The sequence below is a fragment of the Micromonospora lupini str. Lupac 08 genome (assembly GCF_000297395.2).
Classification (GTDB): domain Bacteria; phylum Actinomycetota; class Actinomycetes; order Mycobacteriales; family Micromonosporaceae; genus Micromonospora; species Micromonospora lupini.
Map to the genome: position 1 here is coordinate 5,465,707 of NZ_HF570108.1, position 20,299 is coordinate 5,486,005.

16 protein-coding genes are annotated in these 20,299 nt (G+C 73.7%); 12 read left to right on the plus strand and 4 right to left on the minus strand.

Annotated features, from left to right (window positions below):
* Positions 1 to 79: 79 nt before the first annotated feature.
* The 6 genes from MILUP08_RS25910 (at position 80) to MILUP08_RS25935 (ending at position 6,438) form a co-directional block, all read left to right on the plus strand.
* On the plus strand, positions 80 to 1,912 hold the full coding sequence (locus MILUP08_RS25910; RefSeq protein WP_007463265.1) for a DUF6311 domain-containing protein: 1,833 nt from the start codon (positions 80 to 82) through the stop codon (positions 1,910 to 1,912).
* A 61-nt stretch (positions 1,913 to 1,973) separates the two neighbouring features.
* Positions 1,974 to 3,248, plus strand: coding sequence for a TolB family protein (locus MILUP08_RS25915; protein WP_007463267.1), 1,275 nt, complete (start codon positions 1,974 to 1,976; stop codon positions 3,246 to 3,248).
* Between the two features lie 160 nt (positions 3,249 to 3,408).
* Positions 3,409 to 4,050, plus strand: a complete 642-nt coding sequence (gene lipB, locus MILUP08_RS25920; RefSeq protein WP_007463269.1) for a lipoyl(octanoyl) transferase LipB — start codon at positions 3,409 to 3,411, stop codon at positions 4,048 to 4,050.
* 38 nt (positions 4,051 to 4,088) lie between these two features.
* Positions 4,089 to 4,640, plus strand: coding sequence for a pyridoxal-phosphate dependent enzyme (locus tag MILUP08_RS25925; protein WP_007463271.1), 552 nt, complete (start codon positions 4,089 to 4,091; stop codon positions 4,638 to 4,640).
* 203 nt (positions 4,641 to 4,843) lie between these two features.
* Positions 4,844 to 5,188 (plus strand): YciI family protein, encoded by a 345-nt coding sequence (locus tag MILUP08_RS25930; protein WP_007463273.1) that lies wholly within the window; start codon positions 4,844 to 4,846, stop codon positions 5,186 to 5,188.
* Positions 5,189 to 5,193: 5 nt separating this feature from the next.
* Positions 5,194 to 6,438: an RNA polymerase sigma factor gene (locus MILUP08_RS25935; protein ID WP_007463275.1), complete on the plus strand. Its 1,245-nt coding sequence runs from the start codon at positions 5,194 to 5,196 to the stop codon at positions 6,436 to 6,438.
* 45 nt (positions 6,439 to 6,483) lie between these two features.
* Here MILUP08_RS25935 and aspS read toward each other — a convergent pair whose 3' ends face one another.
* Positions 6,484 to 7,800 (minus strand): aspartate--tRNA(Asn) ligase, encoded by a 1,317-nt coding sequence (gene aspS / locus MILUP08_RS25940; RefSeq protein WP_007463277.1) that lies wholly within the window; start codon positions 7,798 to 7,800, stop codon positions 6,484 to 6,486.
* 448 nt (positions 7,801 to 8,248) lie between these two features.
* Between aspS and lipA the strand changes: the two genes are divergently transcribed.
* Positions 8,249 to 9,244: a lipoyl synthase gene (lipA, locus tag MILUP08_RS25945; RefSeq protein ID WP_007463279.1), complete on the plus strand. Its 996-nt coding sequence runs from the start codon at positions 8,249 to 8,251 to the stop codon at positions 9,242 to 9,244.
* 53 nt (positions 9,245 to 9,297) lie between these two features.
* Positions 9,298 to 10,938, plus strand: a complete 1,641-nt coding sequence (locus MILUP08_RS25950; protein WP_007463281.1) for a hypothetical protein — start codon at positions 9,298 to 9,300, stop codon at positions 10,936 to 10,938.
* Between the two features lie 18 nt (positions 10,939 to 10,956).
* Here the strand turns inward: MILUP08_RS25950 and MILUP08_RS25955 are convergent, their stop codons facing one another.
* The gene (locus MILUP08_RS25955) at positions 10,957 to 13,848 is read right to left on the minus strand and encodes a helix-turn-helix transcriptional regulator (RefSeq protein WP_237747190.1); all 2,892 of its coding nucleotides are present in this window, start codon (positions 13,846 to 13,848) and stop codon (positions 10,957 to 10,959) included.
* A 591-nt stretch (positions 13,849 to 14,439) separates the two neighbouring features.
* Between MILUP08_RS25955 and MILUP08_RS25965 the strand changes: the two genes are divergently transcribed.
* Positions 14,440 to 15,126 carry a DUF4191 domain-containing protein gene (locus tag MILUP08_RS25965; RefSeq protein ID WP_007463286.1) on the plus strand — a complete coding sequence of 229 codons (687 nt, stop codon included), beginning with the start codon at positions 14,440 to 14,442 and terminating at the stop codon, positions 15,124 to 15,126.
* A 120-nt stretch (positions 15,127 to 15,246) separates the two neighbouring features.
* Here MILUP08_RS25965 and MILUP08_RS25970 read toward each other — a convergent pair whose 3' ends face one another.
* On the minus strand, positions 15,247 to 15,645 hold the full coding sequence (locus tag MILUP08_RS25970; RefSeq protein WP_007463288.1) for an RDD family protein: 399 nt from the start codon (positions 15,643 to 15,645) through the stop codon (positions 15,247 to 15,249).
* Positions 15,646 to 15,906: 261 nt separating this feature from the next.
* Between MILUP08_RS25970 and glnA the strand changes: the two genes are divergently transcribed.
* From glnA to MILUP08_RS25985, 3 genes are all read left to right on the plus strand, one after another.
* Entirely contained in the window at positions 15,907 to 17,331 is a 1,425-nt protein-coding gene (gene glnA, locus MILUP08_RS25975) for a type I glutamate--ammonia ligase (protein ID WP_007463290.1), read from the plus strand.
* Positions 17,332 to 17,434: 103 nt separating this feature from the next.
* Positions 17,435 to 17,800, plus strand: a complete 366-nt coding sequence (locus MILUP08_RS25980) for a PadR family transcriptional regulator (protein WP_007463292.1) — start codon at positions 17,435 to 17,437, stop codon at positions 17,798 to 17,800.
* Entirely contained in the window at positions 17,797 to 18,777 is a 981-nt protein-coding gene (locus tag MILUP08_RS25985; RefSeq protein ID WP_007463294.1) for a hypothetical protein, read from the plus strand. The genes MILUP08_RS25980 and MILUP08_RS25985 overlap by 4 nt, the downstream gene beginning before the upstream one ends.
* 51 nt (positions 18,778 to 18,828) lie before the next feature.
* Here the strand turns inward: MILUP08_RS25985 and mptB are convergent, their stop codons facing one another.
* The gene (gene mptB, locus MILUP08_RS25990; protein ID WP_039908812.1) at positions 18,829 to 20,268 is read right to left on the minus strand and encodes a polyprenol phosphomannose-dependent alpha 1,6 mannosyltransferase MptB; all 1,440 of its coding nucleotides are present in this window, start codon (positions 20,266 to 20,268) and stop codon (positions 18,829 to 18,831) included.
* Between the last annotated feature and the right edge of the window lie 31 nt (positions 20,269 to 20,299).

Here is a 20,299-nt window from a genome sequence, read left to right on the forward strand (position 1 = left end):
CCCCTCGCGAGAGCAGCGGAGCCGACAACAACCGCCGGTCTGACCGGCTCGTCCAGGTCCGGTTGGTAACGTCCGCTGCGTGCCCTCCTCCCCGTCTCTCGCCACCGGGCCCGCACCCGCGTCGCCACCGCGCGCCCTCCGGGACCGCCGGGCCGACCTGATCGTCGTGCTGGTGGCACTCGCGCTCGCCGTCTGGGTGACAAGCGGCCTGTGGCGGGACCCGAACGTGCGGACGATCACCGTCAACTCCAGCGACCAGGCGCTCTTCGAGTGGTTGCTGGCCTTCGGCGGGCACGCGGTCACCCACGGGGAGAACCCCTTCTTCACGTACCTGATCAACGTCCCGGACGGCGTGAACCTCGCGGTCAACACCTCGATCACTGTGTACGCGGTGGTCTTCGCCCCGCTCACGTACCTCATCGGGCCACCGGCGACGTTCCTGGTGATCCTCACCCTGAACCTGCTCGCCACGGCGCTGACCTGGTACTGGCTGCTCTCCCGGCACGTGGTCCGCAGCCGCCTCGCCGCCGGGGTGGGCGGCCTGTTCATCGCCTACTCCCCCGGCATGGTCTCGCACGCCAACGCCCACCTGAACTGGACCGCCGGCTGGCTGGTGCCGCTGCTGATCTGGCGGCTGTTCGCGCTGCGCCGCCCCGGGCACTGGCTCCGCGACGGGGTGATCCTCGGCGTGCTGGTGGCGGTGGCCTTCTCGATCGCCGCCGAGGGCCTGTTCTTCGCCGCCCTCGCGCTCGGCGTGTTCGTCGCCGTCTGGGCGCTGCACCCGGCCCACCGCGCCGAGGCCCGAGCCGCCCTGCCCACCTTCGTCCGCGGGCTCGGCGTGACCGCGGTGGTCGCCGGTGTGCTGCTGTCGTACCCGCTGTGGCTGCACTTCGCCGGGCCGCAGCGGTTCCACGGCACCGGCTTCGACCCGGTGATCCACTCCGAGGACATCGCCGCCTTCGCCGCCTTCCCGCGCCGCTCCCTGGCCGGCGAGGTCGGGCTGGGCACCGCGCTGGCGCCGAACCCCACCGAGGAGAACTCGTTCTTCGGGATTCCGCTGCTCGTGCTCACCGTGGTCTGCTTCGTCGCGCTCTGGCGACGCGCCGACCCCGGCCGGCGGGCCGTCCTCTGGGCGCTGGGCGTCGTCGCGCTGATCTTCACGGTGCTCTCCTTCGGGCCGGTGGCGAAGATCGACGGACGGCGTACGGACCTGCCCATGCCGTTCGACGTGCTCGGGCAACTGCCGGTGGTGAACGCCGCGCTGCCCGCCCGGCTGGCCCTGGTGGTGGCGCCGGTGATCGGGGTTCTGCTGGCGTACACCCTCGATCAGTTGCGCGCCGCGCCGCCCCGGCACCGTTCGACGGAGCTGGCCTGGTCGCTGGGGTTCGCGGTGGCCCTGCTGCCGCTGCTGCCCACCCCGCTGCTGACCCGCGAGCGGGAGCCGATCCCGCACTTCATCACGTCGGGCACCTGGCGCGAGTACGTCTCGCCGGACGGGGTGCTGACACCGGTGCCACTGACCGTGGACATCTACCCGGACGGGCAGCGCTGGCAGGCGTACGCGCTGTCGCACCGGCAGGGCGAGTTCGCGATCCCGGGCGGCTTCTTCCTCGGCCCCGGCGGCCCGGACGGGCGGGGCCGGATCGGCCCGGTGCCGCGCACCCTGAGCGCGCTCATGGACCAGGCCGGCCGCACCGGGCTGGTGCCGATCGTCACCGACGGCACGATCCGGGAGGTCCAGTCGGACCTGCGGCACTGGCGGATCGAGACGGTGGTCCTCGCCGACGAGGTGCACGGCGCGAAGTTCGAAGTCGACGAGGCGGCGGTGCGGCGTACCGCCACCGCCCTGTTCGGCGAGCCGCAACGGATCGACGACGTCTGGCTCTGGCGCATCCCACCGGCTGACCGATAGAGGGCGCGCGACACGACCGACCGGGGCATCCCGACCGGCTCCCGTCGGGTCTAATGGGGCGATGAGAGGGACCGGCGGACGGCTCCTGCGCGGCGCTGCGGCCAGCTCCGCCCTGGTGCTCGTGGCCCTCGGCGCGCCGGCCGCCACGACCGCGGGCCACACTGCCACGATCCGCACGGATGCCGGCGGCACGGCCGCTGCCGTGCCGACCCGGGTGCACGATCCGTGGCTCTGGCAGGCGACCGTGGCGCAGCGTCCGGCCGGTCCGGCCGCACTGGTCTTCTTCACCGACCGCACCCGCTACTCCGAGTCGACAGGGGTGCTTGTCGGCCGGGACGGCGGCTACCGGCTGATCCCGCTACACATCGGCGAGGGGCACGGACTGCTCTCCCCGGACGGACGGCACTACCTACGACCGGGCTCCGGCGAGCTGCTGGACCTCAGCACCGGTCGGCAGCGCCGCACCATGAGCCTCGGAGTCGACCCGCTCGCCTGGTCCGCTGACGGGCGACGCGTAGTGGGCACCCGCGACAACGACGACGCGGTGATCACCTACGGGCCGGAGAACCAGCAGCTCAACAATCCGGAGAAGCCCGACGACCTGCTCGTCGTCGACCCGTACCGCGGCACCGAGCAGGTGGTCGCGGCCGGCGCCTTCGCCGCCCACGACGCGGCGGCTTGGTCGCCCGAGGGCGACATGCTGGCGGTTGCCGGTCCCCCCGACGAGGCGGCGTCAGTCACCGCCCGCCAACGGCTGGTCGTCGTCGACCCGGCTGGCGGCGCCCCTCGCTGGCAGGTCGACCTGGGCGACCGGCGGATGTTGGCCGGACCGGCAGCCTGGCATCCGGACGGTCGGCGAATCGCTCTGTTCGCCTTCGACGGCTGCGCCGGGCCGACGTGCACGGCCGAGCAGGCGGCGGCACGCGCCATGCGGATCGAGTTCCTGGACGCCGCCACCGGCCACGCCGTTGGCCGGCCACTGCCGGTCGACGCCTCGACCAGCGAGATCGTCGGCTGGCGCGGCGACGACCCGGTCGTGCAGCAGGTGAGCCGCCCCGGGAAAGGCACCGACCGGCAGGCCGTCCTCGCCGCGCTGTCGACCGGCGGCGGCCGAGAGGTGCTGGTGACCGCGCCGATCGGGTCCACCGGCCTGGCAGCCCCGGGCGACCTGCTGATCCGGGCCGCATTCGGTGGCCCGGAGCGCCGCCCGTCGCCGTTCGCCGCCCCGCTCTGGCTCTACCTCACGCTTGCCGTGCCGCCCCTGCTCGCCGCCGCCCTGCTCCACCGCCGACGGCGCCGCAGGGCAGCAGCCGCCACCACTGCGCCTCCGGGCTGAAGCCGAACGCCGCACGCCGGGCGCGCGTCAGACCCGCACGCCCAGCGCGTCAGGCCGCACGCTGGTGGCGGGACGGGACTCCGCCACCAGGGGGTCGCTCCAGCTCTGGTGAGGTGGCTCACGACCGATTTGGGCCCTCGACGGGACTAGGCTGGACGCCGTGACGACGACGACCTCCGGCCTGACGGCCGTCCGTGCCGGCCTGCTCGACTACCAGGCCGCCTGGGACGAGCAGCGGCGCCTGCACGAGTCGGTGGTGGCTGGCGAGCGCGGCGACACCGTGCTGCTGCTGGAGCACCCGAGCGTCTACACCGCGGGCAAGCGCACCGAACCGTGGGACCGGCCCGTGGACGGCACCCCTGTCGTCGACGTGGACCGGGGCGGCAAGATCACCTGGCACGGGCCGGGGCAGCTCGTCGGCTACCCGATCCTGCGGCTGCCCGACCCGGTGGACGTCGTCGCCTACGTCCGCCGCACCGAGGAGCTGCTCATCGACGTGTGCGCCGAGTTCGGCCTGGCCGCCGGCCGGGTCGAGGGGCGCAGCGGAGTCTGGGTGCCCGAGGACGACCGGGGGCCGGCCCGCAAGGTGGCCGCCATCGGCATCCGGGTGGCCCGGGGCGTCACCCTGCACGGCTTCTCGATCAACTGCGACTGCGACCTGACGTACTTCGACCGGATCGTGCCGTGCGGCATCCGCGACGCGGGTGTCACCTCGCTCACCGCCGAGTTGGGCCGCCCGATCTCCGTGGCCGACGTGCTGCCAGTGGTCGAGCGCCGGCTGTCCACCCTCGTCGAGGTCTGATCGCGGCACCGACCGCACCCGCGCATCGGTGCCGTGACATGACGGACGCGGTACGACAGTCGACCGGTACCGCAGTCACGGCCCTGGAGTGCATTCGATGCGGCGCCCAGCATCCGGTCGGCGACTACTCGCTCGGGTGCCCCTCCTGCGCGGCCGCCGGCCACGGCTCGAACCTGTTCTGCCGTTACCCCGCCGAGGCGGTACGCCAGGACCAACTGCTGCCGTACCCGGTGGTTCCGGATCTGGGCCAGGGGCGCACACCGCTGTTCCCGCTGCCCTGGCTCGACGGGGTGCTCGTCAAGAACGAGGCGGCGAATCCGACCGGATCCCACAAGGACCGGTTCGCGGCGATGGCGGTGACCCACGCGAAGGCGTCGGGCTACGAGCGCGTCGTCGTCGGATCGTCAGGTAACGCGGGGCTGGCCACCGCCGCTTTCGCCGCCGCCGTCGGCCTCCGGGCCGTGGTGGCCGGCTTCACCTGGCTGCCCGAATCGCTCGCGGCGCCGAGATCAGCAGTTGCACCGTGTTGGCCGCCTACGACGTCCTCCGGCGACGCGACGTCATCCCGTCCGGCGACCGGACCGTCCTGATCACCACCTCCCACCTGTTCAAGGGGCTGTGACAGCGCCGGCAATGCGGGAAGGCGGGCCGGCGCCGTCCCACGGGTAAGAAATCCGCCACGGGATGTCCCGTGGGGCGTCCGACCGATCGTCCTTATGGTGGAGTCGGCGAACAGCGCCGGCTCGACACCTACGGCCGGCACCCACCGCCGGCCCGGACGCGAGGAGCGGACATGCCCACCTACATCGCGCTGACCTACACCGCGGACGTCGACTGGAGCAGCCCCGAGCAGGCCGACGAGATGGCGGAGTACCGGGAGTTCGGCGCGGCCGCCCGCGCGGTGATCCGGGGCGGCAGCGCGCTCTACCCGACGGCCACCGCGACCACCGTACGGGTCACCGGCGGCAGGGGCGGTGACGTGCTCACCACCGACGGTCCGTACGCCGAGACCAAGGAAGCTCTCACCGGCTTCTACCTGCTGGAATGCGCGGACCTGGACGAGGCCGTGGCGACTGTCGCGCAGCTGCCCGCGGCCTGGAACGGCGCGGTCGAGGTCCGCCCGATCATCCCGGTGTGACCCCGATGCTCACCGGTGACGCGGCGCGGCGGCAGGCCCGGGCCGCCGACGCGGCGGCGCGGGTGATCCGGGCCGAACGGTCCCGGATTCTCGCCACGCTGATCCGCGTCACCGGCGACGTCGAGCTGGCCGAGGACGCCACGCAGGACGCGATCGTCCGCGCCCTGCGGACCTGGCCGCGCGACGGTGTACCGGACAACCCGCGCGGCTGGCTGTTGGTCGTGGCACGGCGGCGGGCCGTCGACGTGATCCGCCGGGAAGTCCGCCGCGTCGGGAAGGAGGCCGAGGCCGTGGCGCTGCTGGATCCCGCGCCGGACTCGCCCGAGGCCGTCCGGGACGACCTGCTCCGGCTGGTCTTCACCTGCTGCCATCCGGCGCTGTCACTGGACGCGCAGGTGGCCCTGGCGCTGCGTACCCTCGGCGGGTTGGCCACCGGCGAGGTGGCCCGCGCCCTGGTGGTGCCCGAGGCGACGATGACCAAGCGGCTCACCCGGGCGAAGCAGAAGATCACCCGCGCCGGCATCCCGTACCGGATACCGGCGGCCGAGGAGCTGCCCGGCCGACTGGCCGGGGTCGCCGCCACCGTCTACCTGATCTTCAACGAGGGGTACGCGGCCGGCGCCGGCGACGACCTGATCCGGGTCGGGCTGGCGGACGAGGGCCTCCGGCTGGCACGGCTGCTGGTCGAGCTGATGCCGGACGAGCCGACGGTGCTCGGCCTGCTGGCCCTGGTCCTGTTGCAGGACTCCCGGCGGGCGGCCCGGGTCGGTGTCGACGGTCGACCGCTGCTCCTGGCCGAGCAGGACCGGTCGCGCTGGGACCGGGCCGCGATCGGCGCGGGGGTCGAGCTGGTCGGGCGCGGGCTACGCCGCACCCCCGACCACCCCGACCGGTACGTCGTCCAGGCCGCCATCGCGGCCTGCCACGCCCTCGCCCCGTCGTACGACCGGACACCCTGGGACGCGGTGATCTCCTGGTACGACGTGCTGCTCACCGTGCACGACACGGCGGTCGTCCGGCTGAACCGAGCGGCGGCTGTCGCCGAACGCGACGGCCCCGCCGCCGGGCTGGCGCTTGTCGACACGCTCGTCGGGTTGGCCGACTACCCGTGGTTCCACGCCACCCGGGGCGAGTTGCTGCACCGCCTCGGCCGGGCCGCCGAGGCCGCCACGGCGTACCGGGCGGCGCTCGCGCTCGACCTCAACGGCCCACAGGCGGCCCGGCTGCGCGACCGCCTCGCCGAGTGTTGACAGCGATCAACGGGCCGGCGTCGGACGACGCCGGCCCGTGTCGTCCTACGGGGTCAGGCGGTGCAGGTCGCGCGGGAACGCGGTGACCTCCCGGACGTTGGCCGCGCCGACCAGCCGGGCGACAAACCGTTCCAGGCCGATGGCGAAGCCACCGTGCGGCGGCATGCCGTGCCGGAACGCGTCCAGATATCCCGCGTACGGCTCGACCGGCTCACCCCGGGCCGCCAGCGCCGCCAGGTAGTCGTCGTGCCGGTGCAGCCGCTGCCCGCCGGTGACCAGCTCAAGGCCGCGAAAGAGCAGGTCAAAACCGTTCGAGTACGCGGGTCGCGCCGGGTCGGGATGGGTGTAGAACGGCCGCTTCGCCATCGGGTAGCCGGTGACGAAGAGGAAGTCGGAGCCGTGTTCGCGGCGGGCCCACTCGCCGAGTGCCCGTTCGTGGGCGGGCGCGAGGTCCGGCTCGTCGGCGGGCGCCCCGGCGATCGTCAACGCCTCGCTGAAGTGCACCGCCGGGATCTCCGTGGGCACCTGCGGCGGCGTGACGCCGAGCGTCGCCAGCGCGTCGGCGGCCCGCTCACCCACCGTGCCCAGCATCCCGGCCAGCGTGTCGCGCAGCACCCGCATCACGTCGTGGTGGTCGGCGACGAAGCCCAGCTCCACGTCGAGCGACGTGTACTGCGCGAGGTGCCGGACGGTGTCGTGTGGCTCGGCCCGGAAGACCGGCCCCACCTCGTAGACGCGTTCGAAGACGCCGACCATCAACTGCTTGTAGAACTGCGGCGACTGGGCCAGGTACGCGGGCCGGCCGAACCAGTCCAGCGCGAAGACGTTCGCTCCGCTCTCGGTGGACGAGCTGACCACCTTCGGAGTGTGGATCTCCACGAAGTCCCGGGCGTCGAGGGCGGCCCGGAAGCCGGCCACCGCCGCCGCCGAGATCCGCAGCGCAGCCGACCGGGTGGGGTGGCGCAGCGCTGTCGGCGCGTTGTCGAGCTGGGTGGGCAGGCTCGCGGTGAGGGCCGGCCGGTACAGGTCGAACGGCGGCGGCACGGCGGGCGGGCCGAGGGGACGTACCGTCGGGTCGGTCAGTTCGACCCCGCCGGGCGCCGTCGCCGGCGCGGCCTTGGACGCGCCGTGGCTGCCCCGCGCGGTGACCGTCGCGGTCACCTCGACGACCGTCTCCTCGGGGAGTTTCTCCAGCTCGGCGCGGACGGCCGGGTCGGTCACGACCACCTGGGCGAGGCCGGCGGCGTCCCGCACGATCAGGAACGCCACCGACTTGAGCAACCGTCGGCGGTGCACCCAACCGGCGATGCGCACTGTCTCGCCGACGTGGGCGGGCAGGTGCTGGGACAGGGTTCGTTGCATGGTGGAACTGCTCCTCGGTCGATCGCCACGCGTCGCCCCCTGGGGAAGCGATGCGTCGCATCAGCCCCAGGGAGGTGTGGGCGAGCGGGATCCTCGCGGTGCCACCACACCTTCGCCCCCGCCGAAGCGGGGACCTCGTTCGACGCCTGATGACCGGGGCCAGCCGGGCGGACTCTAGTAGGCGTCGCCGCCGTTCTGCCCGCAGCTCGGGAGGGTCTTCGCGCACCCGTCGCCAGACCGCCTCTCAGCACATCGGCGGCTCTCTGCACTGGCGGGCCGGGGCGCTACTCGGCTCCGTCGTCGCTGTTGGGGGGAGACGCTAGCACCCGCACCCCGCGCTTGTGACGCCAATTTTCGGCTTGCCGGTGTCCGGCGTCACAACGTTCGGGGCGTGACGCCGGTCGCCTGACGCACATAGACACCTGCCATCCGGCGTAGGCTCGTTTTCGTGACGATCGAGCACTCCGCGCCGACGACCGGCCAGGCAGCGCGTACCGCAACGGCCGCCCCCGAGGGGCGTCGCCTGCTGCGCATCGAGGCGCGCAACGCCGAGACGCCGATCGAGCGCAAACCGCCATGGATCAAGGTCAAGGCCAAGATGGGCCCGGAGTACACCCAGCTGCGCGGGCTCGTCTCGCGCGAGGGGCTGCACACCGTCTGCCAGGAGGCCGGCTGCCCCAACATCTACGAGTGTTGGGAAGACCGGGAGGCCACCTTCCTCATCGGCGGCGACCAGTGCACGCGGCGCTGCGACTTCTGCCAGATCGACACCGGCAAGCCTGCCGAGTTCGACGCCGACGAACCGCGCCGGGTCGCCGAGTCGGTGGTCGCGATGGGCCTGCGGTACGCCACCATCACCGGCGTCGCCCGTGACGACCTGCCCGACGGCGGCGCCTGGCTCTACGCCGAGACCGTCCGACAGATCCACGCCCTGCAGCCCGGTTGCGGCGTGGAGCTGCTCATCCCCGACTTCAACGCCGTGCCCGAGCAGCTGGCCGAGGTCTTCGGCTCCCGGCCCGAGGTGCTGGCCCACAACGTGGAGACCGTGCCGCGCATCTTCAAGCGCATCCGGCCGGCGTTCCGCTACGACCGCTCGCTGGACGTGATCCGGCAGGCCCGCGCCGACGGCCTGGTCACCAAGAGCAACCTCATCCTGGGCATGGGCGAGGAGCGGGCCGAGGTCTCCCAGGCGCTGCGCGACCTGCACGAGGCCGGCTGTGAGCTGATCACCATCACGCAGTACCTGCGCCCCTCCCCCCGGCACCACCCGGTGACCCGCTGGGTCAAGCCGGAGGAGTTCGTGGAGCTGCGCGAGGAGGCCGAGGAGATCGGCTTCGCCGGGGTGATGAGCGGGCCGCTGGTGCGCTCGTCGTACCGGGCCGGTCGGCTCTACAAGCAGGCGCTCGACGCCCGCGCCGCCACCCCGGTCGTCACCGCCGGCTGACCCGCCGACAGCGCCGCACGGGCCGTGCGGCGCCCGGGTGTCATGATCGTGCGATGACCGCCGGGGTACGCGAACAGCCGCGCGGCGCGGGTCGACCGCGTCCGCGGCCCGCTACGCGCCTCGGGCTGGTCGGCTGGCTCACCGGGCTGACAGTGCTCGCCGGTGTCGGCTACCGGCTCTGGCTGCTGGGTCACGCCACTCCCCCGACGAACAGCGACGAGGCCACCATGGGGCTGGCCGCGCTGCACATCGCCCGGGGCGAGGATTTCCCGGTCTGGTTCTACGGTCAGCAGTACATGGGCACGCTGGAGGCGTACCTGGCCGCGCCGGTGTTCGCCCTGGCCGGCCCGTCCCTGTTCGGTCTGCGGCTGCCCACGCTGGCGCTGTACGCGCTGTTCCTGCTGCTGATCTGGCGGTTGACGCTGCGGCTGACCGGGGACCGCTGGTTCGGCCTGCTGGTGGTGGCGCTGCTGGCGCTCGGCGCCGACCGGGTGGTCAAGAACCAGTTGATCGCCGGCGGCGGCTACCCCGAGATGAACGCGGCCGGGGTGGCGCTCGCCCTGCTCGCCGTCGACCTGGCCGCCGGCCGACCGGGGTGGCGACTCGTCCGCTGGGCGACCTGGGGGTTCCTGGCCGGCCTGCTGCTCTGGGTCGACCCGCTGGTGCTGCCGTACGTCGCGGCGACCGGGGCGGTGCTGGTGGGGTTCCGCCACCGGGAGCTGCGCGGGCGGGCCGGAGCCCTGCTCGGGGCGGCCGCCGTGCTGGGGGCGGCCCCGCTGCTGGCGCACAGCCTGCTGACCGGCCGGAACCCGTTGCACGCGGTGCTCGCCGCCGGCGGGGCGGACGCCACCGCGAGCTGGCCGGACCGGCTGCACGGCGGGCTGCTGCTCGGGCCGCCGCTGGGCATGGGGTTCTGCGGTCCCGGGTCCTGCGCCACCTGGCAACTGTGGTGGGCGTACGCGCTGCCGGTGCTGCTCGTCGTCGCCGTCGGCACGGCCTGGTGGACCCTCCGCCGCCCGCCTGGCTCACCCGGTGCGGACGGCTCGGCGCCCCGGGTCGCGGCGGCCATGCGGCTGGCTCTCGCGCTGGCGGCGGTGGGCACCCTCGGCGCGTACACCCTGAGCAGTTCCTCCGGCCTGACCCCGGTGGAGAGTTCCCGCTACCTGTCCACAGTGCTCATCTCGGTACCGGCGCTGCTCTGGCCGCTCTGGACGCTGGCCGCGCCGCCCGGTGCCGGGTCCGCGACGGCGCGGCCGGGGCCCGGGTGGAGAGTGGCGCGGCCGGTGGCGCTCGTCGTCCTCGCCGCCACGCTTGTCACCGCCGCCCACGCCACCGGGCAGGCGGCGCGGACGGCCCCGGCGAACCGGGCCGCCGAGGCCCGGCACGCCGCGCTGGTGGCCACGCTGCGCCACCTGGGCGTACGACACGTGCGCGCCGGCTACTGGACCTGCAACCGCCTCACCTTCGCCAGCGGCGAGGAGGTGGTCTGCGCGGTCGTCGACGACACCCTGCGCCCCGGCTTCGACCGCTACCCCGCGTACCGCCGCGAGGTGGACCGCGCGGCGGCCCCGGCCTGGGTCGCGCCGACCGGGTCGCCGCTGGCGGCCCGGCTCGACGAGCGGCTCGGTGCCGGCCCGGGCGACCTGGACCTGGTCACCGTCGACGGCTGGCGGATCTACCTGCCGCGCGGCTGACGAGGCCGGACGCCGCCGTCAGCGGGGCGCGGCGGGCTCGGCGAGCAGGCCGAGACGGTGGGCCAGCGCGGCGGCCTCCCCCCGGTTGGTCACATCCAGCTTGGCGATGATCCGCGAGACGTGCACGCTTGCCGTCTTCGGGGAGATGAACAGCCGCTCGGCGATCCGGCTGTTGCTGTGCCCCTCGGCGACCAGCCGCAGCACCTCCCGTTCCCGGGACGTCAGCAGATCCGCTCCCGCCCCGCCGGTGCCCGCCCCGCGCAGGCCGACCCGTCGCGCCAGGGTGGCGGCCGTCTCGGCCAGCGGCGTCGCGCCGAGCAGCCGGGCGATCTCCGCGGCCTCGGTGACCGCCGCCGACACCTCGTCCCGCTCGCCGGCCGCGGCGGCGGCCTCGGCCAGCGCCAGCAACGCCCGGCCCAGCGGGTACGGCTGCCCGTCGGTGCGCCACGCCCGCACCGCCTCCCGCCACGCCGGCAACGCCTCGTCGTCGGCCGCCAGCAGGGCGCTGACCTGGGCGGCGTGCGCCCGCGCGGCCGGGTGCCGCGTCGGCAGGTCGACCGCGAGCGCGGCGACGGCGGCGGCCAACTCCCCGTCACCCACCCGGGCGGCGGTACGCGCCCCGGCGCTCAACACCGGCCAGCCCTCGCGGGGCAGGTGCGGCAGGCTGTCGTCGGCCACCGCGACGCGCGCCGCGCGGACCGCCTCGATCTTGTCGTCGGCGGCCAGCGCCGCCTCGATGCCCAGCTCGTGCAGGGGCAGCCGGTGGTTCGGCCACAGGTAGGGCCGGCCCAGGAAGGCCAACGCCCGGTCGACCATCTCGTCGGCGCCCGGGTGTGCCCGCGCCAGCCGCAGACCGGCGCCCAACTGCAGCCAGTGCAGCCCGGTGACGCCGGGCAGGTCGATCCGGGCGGCCTCCGCGCAGACCTTCTCGGCCTCGTCCCACCGACCCAGCGCGATGAGCGCCTCGGCCCGGTTGGACAGCAGGTACGCCCCGGTCGAGCGGCCGATCCCCACCCGTCGCGCCTCGGCCAGCCCGGCCTCGGCCGCCTGCGCGGACTCGGCGTAGCGGCCCAGCTCGCAGAGCACGTCCGACTGGAACACCTTGACCAGCACGAGAGCCGCCGTGTCCCCGGCCGCCTGCGCCACGGCCTCGGCCCTGCCCAGCTCGGCCAGCCGGTCCTCCTGCTGCTCATAGCAGAGCAGGGCGATCCGCGTCGGCAGCAGGACCAGCTCCTCGCCGAGCGCCTCGGCGTCCCTGCTCGCCTCGGCGGCGACCCGGGCCGCCTGCTCAAGATCGATCTTGACCAGGTGGGCGGCGACGTCGGCGAGCAGCCGGACGCGCTCCACCCCGAAGGGCCCACCGGCCGCCAGGCGGTACGCCTCGTCCAGCTCCCGCCTGCCGTCGCTCTTGCCGAGTACGGCCATCAGTCGGCCCCGCTGGTCCAGCAGGCGCGCGGCGCGCAGCGGCTCGGCGTCGGCGTCCACCTCGGCCAGTCCGGCGCGGGTCAACGTGATGGCCCGACTGAAGTCACCGGCCGTCACCGCCGCGTCCAGGGTCTGCTCCAGCAACGCCAGGTGGTCCATGCCGAGCAGGTCGGCCGCGTCGGGCACCAGCTCCCACAGCTCCAACGCCCGCTCCAGCAGTCGACGCTGCTCGGCGTAGGCGTACCGGTCGGCGGCGGCACAGGCCGCGACCCGCGCGGCGACCAGGGCACGGGGGTGGTCGTGCGCCGCGTGCCAGTGGTGCGCGATCTCGGCCGGGGCGCGGCCGGCGACGACCAGGTGCGGCTGGGCCTCGATCGCGGCGGCGAAGCGCGCGTGCAGCCGGGCGTGCTCGCCGGGCAGCAACTCGTCGTGCACGGCCTCGCGGACCAGCGCGTGCCGGAACTCGTAGTCGCCGTCGTGGTCGGCTACCACCAGTTGGGCGGCGACGGCGGCGCGCAACGCGTCCTCCAGCTCGGCCTCGGGCAGGCCGGCGACCTCGGCGAGCAGACCGTGGGCGAAGCGGGTGCCGCCGGCCGCGGCGATCCGCAGCACCCGCTGGGCCGGCTCGGGCAACCGGTCCACCCGGGCCAGCAGCAGGTCGCGCAGCGTCTCGGGCAGCGCCGCGCAGCCAAGCGGGGAGCCGGCGACGGCCAGCTCCTCGATGAAGAAGGGGTTGCCCTGCGTACGGTCGTGGATGTCGTCGACGGCACGGGGTGCCGGCTCGCCGCCGAGCAGGTCGGCGAGGATCGCGGCGGTGCCGTCGCGGTCCAGCCGACCCAGCTCGACCCGCTCGACATCGCGGGCCCGGTCCAGCTCGGCGAGGAACGGGCGCAGGGGATGGCCACGCTGCAACTCGTCGGTGCGGTAGGTGCAGACCAGCAGCAGCCGGCCCGGCCGCGCGGCCCGGACCAGGAAACCGATCAGGTCCCGGGTGGAGCGGTCCGCCCAGTGCAGGTCCTCGATGATCAGCAACAGTGGCCGGGCGTCGGCGAGCCGCTGGAACAGCTCGGCGACCAGGTCGAACAGGTAGCCACGGGGGGCGTCGGTAAGTGGTCGCACGCTCGGCGCGGCAAGTCCCGCCGGCACCCGGCCCAGCTCCGGCAGCAGGCGGGCGAACTCCGCCTCGTAGCCGGCGAAGACCTCGGCGCCGTCGGCCCGCAGCACCGCGCGCAGGGCCGCGGCGAACGGCGCGAACGGCAGGCCGGCCTCGCCCAGCTCCAGGCACTGGCCGACAAGCACCCGGGCGCCCCCGGCGGTGGCGCCGGCGGCGAACTCCTCCAGCAGCCGGGTCTTGCCCACACCCGCCTCGCCACCGACCAGCACGGTGGCCGGCTCGCCCTTCCCGGCCCGGCCCAGCGCGTCCCGCAGCGTCGCGATCTCACGCTGGCGGCCGACGAGGACGGAACTGGCGGCACGTACGGTCACGGAACCGAGCATGCCATGACCGGACGGAACACCGGTCCCGCCGATCGGCCGGCGACGCGACGACGGGGCGGCCGCCCCGGGCCCGGGCCGGCCGGCCGGCGGCTCGGACCCGGGTCCGCCGGCTGACGGCCTGGACCCGGGCCCCCGTTCGTCGTGCCGGCCGGCCGGCGGCTCGGATCCGGGCTCGCCCGGCGCGGCGGGTGCGGCGGTCGAGGTCACCGGCGGTCGTCACCCGTGCGGCGGGCCGGCTGGCGCGGCCCAGCCAGGTACGACCGGCGCGGCGTGGCACCGACCGGGCCAGTCGGTCCGCCGCTGCCTCGGCCCGCAGCTCGGCGGCGTGGGTACGGTGCAGTGAGAGCAGGAAATCTGCGTCGTTGCCGAACATGTCGGGCTCCTTCGTCGCGTCGTCGTCCTCTGCTGACGACTCTTCGCGCGAAGGCCCCGTCCGGGCATGGGCACACCGCCTCATCTTGTCCGGCCGCACCCTCCTTACCCGCCCGGTCGGAGCGCCTGAGGCGACGTAAGGTACTCAGCCGGCCGGCACCCGGACGCGGATCAACCGGGCCGGCGGGGACCACTAGACTCTGCGGCATGGCAAAGCCCCAGGAGAAGGTCTCGTTCGGCCAGCGGCTGAAGCAGATCGGGATGGTGTTCCAGTTCACCGCCAAGCAGGATCGGTGGTTCGCGCCACTGATCGCCGCAGCGGTGCTCATCCCGCTCGCGCTCACCGTGGTCGCGGTGATCCTCTGGAGCTGGATCTGGCTGCCGCTGGGCATCCTGTTCGCCCTGCTCGCGGTGCTGATCGTGCTGAACCTGCGGTCCAACGCGGCGATGATGAACGCCGCCGAGGGGCAGCCCGGCGCGGCGGCGCAGATCATGGACAACATGCGCGGCGACTGGCGGGTCACCCCGGCCGTCAGCTCGACCACCCAGATGGACATGGTCCACCTGGTGATCGGCAGGCCTGGCGTGATCCTGCTTGCCGAGGGCAACCCGCAGCGGGTGCGCGGCCTGCTCGGGCAGGAGAAGCGGCGACTCGCCAAGGTCATCGGCTCCGCACCGCTGCACGACTACGTGATCGGTCAGGAGGACGGCGAGCTGCCGATCCGCAAGCTGCGGACGACGCTGCTGCGGCTGCCCCGCGCGCTCAGCGGCAAGGACGTCAACGCGCTGGACAAGCGACTCAAGGCGCTCACCGCCCGTCCGCAGATGCCCAAGGGCGCGATCCCGAAGAACATGCGGCCGCCGGGCGCCTCCCGCCAGTCGCGGGGTCGCTGACCCCCAGGTGTACGCGCAAAGGAGCCGGACCCACACGGGTCCGGCTCCTTTCGCGTACACCCTCATCGGGCTGTGGTCTTGTGGGTCGTGCGGGGCAGAGCGGCGTTGTTGGGGTCGGCCTCAGCCGCGGGGGGCGTCGACGACTACCGAGTCGACGAGGCGGTCGTGCACGCCACGGCGGTGCTCGTCCATGATCAGCGCGGGGACGACGAGCGCCAGCAGCACGCCCCGGGCCAACGCGCGGGGCAGGCCGATCCGGCCCCCGTCGTGCCAGTTCACGCAGCGGACCTTGGTGATGTACATGCCCGGCGTCTGGGCGAAGAGGCCGAGGAAGATGCCGTACTCCAGGATCAGCACCAGCACCGGCGCCCAGCCGTCGCGGACCGGATCGGCGAAGATGTTGGCCACCAGCAGGCAGAGCACCCAGTCGATGATCAGCGCGCCGAAGCGCCGACCGAGGCTCGGCGGGGTGAAAGTGGGATCGGTGGCCGGCGCTGCCGGGACGTGCGGACTGGTCACAGCGATCAAGGGTATCCGCGACCCGGTCGGACCCTCGGAGTGCCGTCACCACTGCGTGCCGATTCGGGCGAATGGCATCAAGTGTTATTACACTGGCACAGCCGGTGCGGCGTTCGCGCAGGCTGAGTGCGTGGACAGGAGCGTCGCTGACGCTCCGCGAGGGACGTAACACGGCAGAAACACCGGAGACATGGCCGGGCAACCGCCCGGCCCTAGCGTCGCCAGAAGCCTAGCCACCCCGTGGACGTGCCAGGAGGATGTGTGTTCGCCAATCCCGAGGAACTGCTGCGATACCTCAAGAACGAGGACGTGAAGTTCGTCGACGTTCGTTTCTGTGACCTGCCCGGCGTGATGCAGCACTTCAACCTGCCGGTCGAGTCCGTCAACGACGACCTCTTCACCGACGGCCTCGCGTTCGACGGTTCGTCGATCCGCGGTTTCCAGGCGATCCACGAGTCGGACATGCTCCTGCTCCCGGATGTCGCCACCGCGTTCATCGACCCGTTCCGGGCGCAGAAGACCCTCGCGCTCAACTTCTTCATCCACGACCCGTTCACCCGCGAGGCCTACAGCCGCGACCCGCGCAACGTCGCGAAGAAGGCCGAGGCGTACCTGGCGGCGAGCGGCATCGCCGACACCGCCTACTTCGGCGCCGAGGCGGAGTTCTACATCTTCGACTCGATCCGCCACGAGACCTCGGCGCACCAGTCGTTCTACTACATCGACTCGGTCGAGGGCGCCTGGAACACCGGCCGCGAAGAGGCGGGCGGCAACCTGGGCTACAAGACGGCGTACAAGGGCGGCTACTTCCCGGTTCCGCCGGTCGACCACTACGCCGACCTGCGCGACTCGATCGTGCGCCGGCTCGTCGACACCGGCTTCAACGTGGAGCGCTCGCACCACGAGGTGGGCACCGCCGGCCAGTCCGAGATCAACTACCGGTTCTCGACCCTGCTGCACGCCGGTGACCAGCTCCAGCTCTTCAAGTACATCGTGAAGAACGAGGCCTGGGCCAACGGCAAGACCGCGACGTTCATGCCCAAGCCGCTGTTCGGCGACAACGGTTCCGGCATGCACACCCACCAGAGCCTCTGGCTCAACGGTGAGCCGCTGTTCTACGACGAGACCGGCTACGCCGGCCTGTCCGACATGGCCCGCTGGTACATCGGCGGTCTGCTGCACCACGCGCCGTCGCTGCTGGCCTTCACCAACCCGACGGTCAACTCGTACCGCCGCCTGGTGCCCGGCTACGAGGCCCCGGTCAACCTGGTCTACTCGCAGCGCAACCGCTCCGCCTGCACCCGCATCCCGGTGACCGGCAGCAACGCGAAGGCCAAGCGCGTCGAGTTCCGCGTTCCGGACCCGTCGGCAAACGTCTACCTGGCCTTCTCGGCCATGATGATGGCCGGCCTGGACGGCATCAAGAGCAAGATCGAGCCGCCGACGCCCATCGACAAGGACCTCTACGACCTCCCGCCGGAGGAGTGGGGCGACGTCAAGCAGGTGCCGGGCTCACTGCCGGCCGTGCTCGACTCGCTGGAGGCCGACCACGACTACCTGCTCGACGGCGGTGTCTTCACCCCCGACCTGATCTCCACCTGGGTCGACTGGAAGCGCGCCAACGAGGTCGACCCGGTGCGCCTGCGCCCGACCCCGCACGAGTTCGCCATGTACTACGACTGCTGAGCAGTCACCGATCACCGGCTGGGCCGGCTCCGCTTTCGCGGAGCCGGCCCAGTCCACATGTAACGCCCCCCGCTATACCTTCGCGTCCGTTATATTCAGCACCATGGACACACCCCTGCGGGAACCCACGTTCCTCATCCTCACCGCGCTCGCCGGCGAGCCGTTGCACGGCTACGGGCTGATCGGCGAGGTCACCGCCCTGTCCGACGGGCGAGTGACGCTCCGCCCGGGAACCCTCTACGGCGCGCTCGACCGGCTTGTCGACGCCCGCCTGGTCGAGGTCGACCGGGAGGAGGTGGTGGACGGCCGACTGCGCCGCTACTACCGCCTCTCCCCCGCCGGCGACGCCACCCTGAGCGCCGAGACCGAGCGGCTCCGGCGCAACGTCGAGGCCGCCACCGCCCGGCTGGCCGCACGCTCCCGCGCCACCCGGCCGATCTCCCCGCGCGTGGTCGGAGGGCTGGCATGACCGACCTGGAGCGCCGTTACCTGCGACTGCTCGCCGCGTACCCCGCCGACTACCGGCGGGCCCGGGGCGCCGAGATCGTCGGCACCTACCTGGACCTGGCCGCGCCCGGTCGCCGCTGGCCCTCGCCCGCGGACGCCGCGGACCTCCTGCGCGGCGGGCTCCGCCAGCGGGTCCGCGCCGCCGGAGCAGTCGACCTGATGCCTGGCGTACGCCTCGCGGCCACCGTGGCCCTGCTCACCGCCACCACGCTCGCCGGGGTCTGGGTGGTGCTGGAACTGCGCCCCGCACCGATCGCCGGCTTCGGCGAGCCGACCCTCGGGCCGTTCGTCTCGCTCGGCATCGTGGCGTGGACCGCCTGGGGGCTCGCCGCACTGGCGCATGCCCTCGCGCCCGGTCGGTGGACCCGGCGCGCCGTCGCGCTCGCGCTGCTCCTCACGGCCGCGCTCGTTCCCGCCGGCGCACTCACCGGCCTGCCCCGCCCGCCGCTGTTCGTGCTGCTACCGCAGATCGGGCTGGGCCTGGTCGCGCTCGGCGCAGCCGACAGACTGCCGGCGTCGCTGCGAGCGGTGCCGCTGATCGCTGCCGGCGGCGCCGGCCTCCTGGGGGCGACCCTGATGTCTCGGAACATGTTCTCGGCGAGCTACTACACCTGGACGGTCGTCCCGGTGCTGCCGACCGCGGCCGTGGTGGTGCTCGCCCTGGCGCTGCTGCTCGCCGCGGGGCTCGGGCTGCGCGGCGACCTCCGGGGCGGCTGGGCCCTGCTGATCCTGCTCACCCCGGTCGGCCTGCTGGCCCTGCAACCGCTGGCGGGAGCGTTGGACACCGCGCCGGTCGAGGTCGTGCCGAGTTGGACGGCGCTCGCCGCGACGGCTGTCCTGGTGGCACTTGTCGGCCCCGCGCTGCTGCCGCTGACGCTCGCCGCCCGCTCCCACTGGGCGCGGGTGACCCAACCCCGACGCGGCCACCTCCCGCAGTGATCATGAGGTTGGCGGCGTTCTCGGAGATCATCAGCGCCGCCAACCTCATGATCAGCGCGGTCGGGGGTGTCTGCGCAGGGTATGCAGCAGGACGAACAGGAGCAGGGCGGTCATCGCCACCGCGCCGGGGGCCTTGGTGAAGCGGGCCAGGTTGGTGCCGTCGGGCAGGGCCAGGAAGGTCGCCGCCCCGGCCGGCAGCAGGAACCACGTCGTCCGGGCGGCGGTGAGCGCGAGCAGCACCAGCGGCCAGGTCGCGTACCAGGGGTGGAAGACCGGGGACAGGACGACCGTGGCGGCCAGCGCCAGGCCGGCGCCGTGCAGTGTGACCCACTGGCGGGCCAGGGCCGGATCACCCGAGGCCCGCAGGTCCCGCCAGGCCCTCCACCACAGGACCACCAACACGACCGCGAGCAGCAGCAGCGCCACCGCCCGGGTCACGGGCACCGCCCGCGGGTCCCGCCCGACCAGCGCGCCGGCGTAGTCCACCACCAGGCCGACGGCGGTGGGCGGTGACGTCCACTGCTCGGAGTCCCCGCTGCGGGTCAGCCCACCCACCCAGCCGAACCCGAGCCCGGACAGCGCCGAGGTGACAAGCAGCGCAGCCAGCAGCCCGCCGGCCAGCCAACCGCCGTCGCGCAGCAGCGCCCGTACGGTGTGCCGGCCGTGCACCGCCGCCAGCGCGGCGAACGGCGCCACCACCACGGCGGTGGCCTTCACCGTGACCGCCAGACCGAGCAGTGCCCCGGCGACGAACAGCGCCGCCGGTCGACCCGGCCGCCGGATCACCAGCAGCAGCCCACACAGCAGCAGCCCGAGCATCACTGCGTCGTTGTGCACCCCGCCCACCAGGTGCACGCCGATCACCGGGGCGGCAAGCGCCAACCAGGCGGCCCGGCGGGTCGGCACGCCCGCCGCCCGCGCCAGGCCGGGCAGGCAGAACGCCGCCAGCAGCAGGCCGGCCACGGCGATGACCCGTAGCGCCACGATCGTGCCGGTGAGACCTCCACCGACACTCACCGCGAGCGCCGCGAGCAGCACGAAGACCGGGCCGTACGGAGCGGGCGTGTCCCGCCAGATCGGCGCCACCGCGTCCACCCAGGGGCAGCCGGCCGCCGCCACCGGAACCGCGTACGGGTCGACGCCGTGCGCGTACGTCCAGCCCTGACAGGCGTACGAGTAGACGTCCCGGCTGCCCAGCGGCGGCGCGGCAAGCAGCGGCAGGAGCCACAGCCCGGCGGTGACGTACGCCCACCGGCCCGACGGCGCGCCGGCGCGCAGTGACCACCAGGCCCCGACCAGCAGCGCCGTGCCGATGAGCCAGCAGGTGAGCGTCGCCGGGCCGGCCGGCGCTCGCCAGATCGACGGTGGGGCGCTGCCCAGCGGGGCGTCGGGCAGCGCCCCACCGAGATACCCGGCGACGGTGAGCAGGACCGCGCCGGCCAGGCCCGCGTACCGGGCGCGCCGTGCCCGCACCGGTCCGGCCGGCAACAGGCCGGACGCCGACGAACCAGCCGATGATGCG

Excerpts from the sequence above, each read along its gene's own strand:
- MILUP08_RS25915 (WP_007463267.1), top strand. The coding sequence starts at position 1,974 with ATGAGAGGGACCGGCGGACGGCTCCTGCGCGGCGCTGCGGCCAGCTCC.
- MILUP08_RS25925 (WP_007463271.1), top strand. The coding sequence starts at position 4,089 with ATGACGGACGCGGTACGACAGTCGACCGGTACCGCAGTCACGGCCCTG.
- MILUP08_RS25930 (WP_007463273.1), top strand. The coding sequence starts at position 4,844 with ATGCCCACCTACATCGCGCTGACCTACACCGCGGACGTCGACTGGAGC.
- MILUP08_RS25935 (WP_007463275.1), top strand. The coding sequence starts at position 5,194 with ATGCTCACCGGTGACGCGGCGCGGCGGCAGGCCCGGGCCGCCGACGCG.
- aspS (WP_007463277.1), bottom strand. The coding sequence starts at position 7,800 with ATGCAACGAACCCTGTCCCAGCACCTGCCCGCCCACGTCGGCGAGACA.
- MILUP08_RS25950 (WP_007463281.1), top strand. The coding sequence starts at position 9,298 with ATGACCGCCGGGGTACGCGAACAGCCGCGCGGCGCGGGTCGACCGCGT.
- MILUP08_RS25965 (WP_007463286.1), top strand. The coding sequence starts at position 14,440 with ATGGCAAAGCCCCAGGAGAAGGTCTCGTTCGGCCAGCGGCTGAAGCAG.
- MILUP08_RS25980 (WP_007463292.1), top strand. The coding sequence starts at position 17,435 with ATGGACACACCCCTGCGGGAACCCACGTTCCTCATCCTCACCGCGCTC.
- MILUP08_RS25985 (WP_007463294.1), top strand. The coding sequence starts at position 17,797 with ATGACCGACCTGGAGCGCCGTTACCTGCGACTGCTCGCCGCGTACCCC.